This window comes from Stenotrophomonas sp. S39 (assembly GCF_016624665.1).
Taxonomy (GTDB): domain Bacteria; phylum Pseudomonadota; class Gammaproteobacteria; order Xanthomonadales; family Xanthomonadaceae; genus Stenotrophomonas.
In genome coordinates this window covers 1-2436 of sequence record NZ_JACVTT010000183.1, presented here as the reverse complement: position 1 = coordinate 2436, position 2436 = coordinate 1, and the positions used below count along the sequence as shown (strand labels likewise).

General features: G+C 63.7%; 2 protein-coding genes. Both read right to left on the bottom strand.

All coding sequences use genetic code 11. From position 1 onward, the window contains the following. Window positions 1-49 precede the first annotated feature (49 nt). A complete protein-coding gene (locus IAE41_RS22155; protein ID WP_079220776.1) occupies window positions 50-562 on the bottom strand; it encodes a hypothetical protein in 513 nt (170 codons plus the stop codon). 218 nt (window positions 563-780) lie between these two features. Continuing rightward, the gene (locus IAE41_RS22150) at window positions 781-1875 is read right to left on the bottom strand and encodes an OmpA family protein (RefSeq protein ID WP_200734586.1); all 1095 of its coding nucleotides are present in this window, start codon (window positions 1873-1875) and stop codon (window positions 781-783) included. Between the last annotated feature and the right edge of the window lie 561 nt (window positions 1876-2436).

Here is a 2436-nt window from a genome sequence, read left to right as displayed (position 1 = left end):
GGGGTGGCAGGAGGGCGGCGCGTGCGCAAGCCTCTGCTCCCCGCGCGGCTTACTTCTTTTCGCCCGGCTTGGTCTCAGCCGGTGCTTCGGTGGTGGCCGGGACGGCAGCGGCAGCCGGCGCCGGGCGCGCCTTGACCACGCGCACGCCACGCGCCTTCATCCAGGCGTCGAACTCTTCAGCGGTCATGCGCTTGCCGTTCTGGCTCATGTCGAAGCGCCACGGCGTGTTGTCGAACTCGGTCTGCGGCTTGTAGGCGGCCGGATCGTTGGGCTTCACCGCCGGTGCGCTGGGGATGGCCTTGGCGATGTTCTGGCAACCATCGATGCGCAGGCGCTGCAGCACCTGGTCCAGCGACTGCGAGGGATCGTAGCTGCTGCCCAGCACGCCGGCAGACATGCCCAGCTGGGTACCGCGGATGTACAGCTCATCAGCCACCGGCGCGATGGCCGTGGCCGGCAGGGGCAGCGGCGAGGCGCTGGTGTTGACCGAGCAATCGACCGCCGCGTGGGCGACGGGAACCAGGGCCAGCGCCAGGACGGCGGCCGATGCAGAGCGCAGCATGAGGGGCATCCACGAAAGGAAGTGACGCGGCGAGTTTAGCAATGCCGCGACAGCTTTCAAGCGCCACTTTCAATGAATACGACAACTCATTGGTTTTACGGGCAAAACGCCGACGAACGGTTGCCGGCAGCGGGAGCGACCCGCGTTCCAGGGCCCACAAACAACAAGACCCGGCCGAAGCCGGGTCCTGCTGTGTCTTACTGGCAGAGCGTCAGAACTTAGTTCTGGACGTTCAGCTCGGTACGACGGTTCTTGGCGCGACCTTCCGGGTTATCCGAACCATCCGGGTTGGTGTTCGGGGCAATCGGACGGCTCTCGCCGTAGCCGATCGGGCCCTGCAGACGGCCAGCGTCCACACCGTTCTGGGTCAGGTAGTTGTACACGGCGGTGGCGCGACGCTCGGACAGCTTCTGGTTGTAAGCGTCGGTACCCTTCGAGTCGGTGTGACCGGCAACTTCAACGCGCAGGTCCGGGTAACGCTTCAGGATTTCCGAAGCTTCCGACAGGATGGCCACAGCGTCCGGACGCAGGTTCGACTTGTCGAAGTCGAAGTTCACGCCCTTCAGGTCGATCGACACCGGCACCGGGCAACCGTCCGGACCGATGGTCTGGCCCGGCTGCGAGTTCGGGCACTTGTCGTCGCAGTTGTTGACGCCGTCACCGTCGTCATCCAGGTCGGCGCAGCTCGGGGCAACCGGAGCCGGAGCCGGGGCAACAGCAGCCACCGGGGCCGGGCCCAGCGGGATCACGACGCCGACCGAAGCCAGCACGTCGCCGAACCAGTCTTCGTTCGGAGCAGCAACGCTCTGGTCGTCGAAGACAGCGCGGTAGGCCACTTCGGCGCGGACAGCAACGCGCTTTTCGAAGGTGGTCTGCAGGCCGAAGCCCAGCTTGGCAGCGGCATTGCCGTCCTTACGCTCACGCGGGCCGTTCAGGCTGTTGGCCGGGTACTCTTCTTCCGACTTCTGGTAGCCCAGGCCACCGACGATGTACGGGTTCCAGCCGCGGCCTTCCTTGATGAAGTGGCGACGCAGGTCGAACGAGATGCCGTACTGCGACCAGTTCAGATCCTGGTTGGCATCGAAATTCGGGTTCTGGTAGTTCAGCTCACCGTCCAGCGACCACTCCGGGCTGATGAACTTACCCAGGCCCAGGGTGACGAACGGAGCATCGTTGGTCAGGCGGTCGCTGTCCTGGAAGTTGAAGCCGGCCGAACCGGTCAGGTACCAGCGGTCATCGAACTCCTGCGCGGACGCAGCCTGGGCGAAAGCCAGACCACCCAGCAGCGCGGCAGTAAGGATCTTCTTGTTCATTGAGTACAGCTCCTATTTCGGGGGTATGAAACCGGTAGAGGCATGGGCCAGCACTACTGCGTCGATGTTCGACAGCCGATTCAGCACGCCACCGCCGCGAACATTATGCTCAGGCGGGTGAAGGTCATGTTAACAGTCCCGTAACATGTGAAGCGTCGCACCCGACCAGCCACCGGTCCGACATTGAAACCCTATACAGGATCATGAAAATCCGCAAGACCCCCGTGCGACAAGGGTTTGGAGGGGATTAAGGGGAGTAAGCGACGGGTTTGCCGAACCGCTGCATCGGGAGATTCAGCGCGCGCCCATTGTCGTGAGGAACCGAATGAGACGGGCACGTACTTCGCCGGCCAAGGGGTGAATGCCCCGGCGTCGAGCGATTTTCTTCTTTCCCGCCCCGGCCTTTGCAGCATGTTGAACCGTGGCCCCGGGGCAACGCCTTTCACATCACTGGCCGCGTTGCCGCTGTGCATGCGCATTGCCCCGCATCTGTATCTATAACGACGGCCAAAGCGGGACTACGGTGGAAACAGATTTCCCCTCCCCCGGAACCCCCATGCC

Coding starts and splice junctions, on each gene's coding strand:
- IAE41_RS22155 (WP_079220776.1), bottom strand. CDS start 562: ATGCTGCGCTCTGCATCGGCCGCCGTCCTGGCGCTGGCCCTGGTTCCC.
- IAE41_RS22150 (WP_200734586.1), bottom strand. CDS start 1,875: ATGAACAAGAAGATCCTTACTGCCGCGCTGCTGGGTGGTCTGGCTTTC.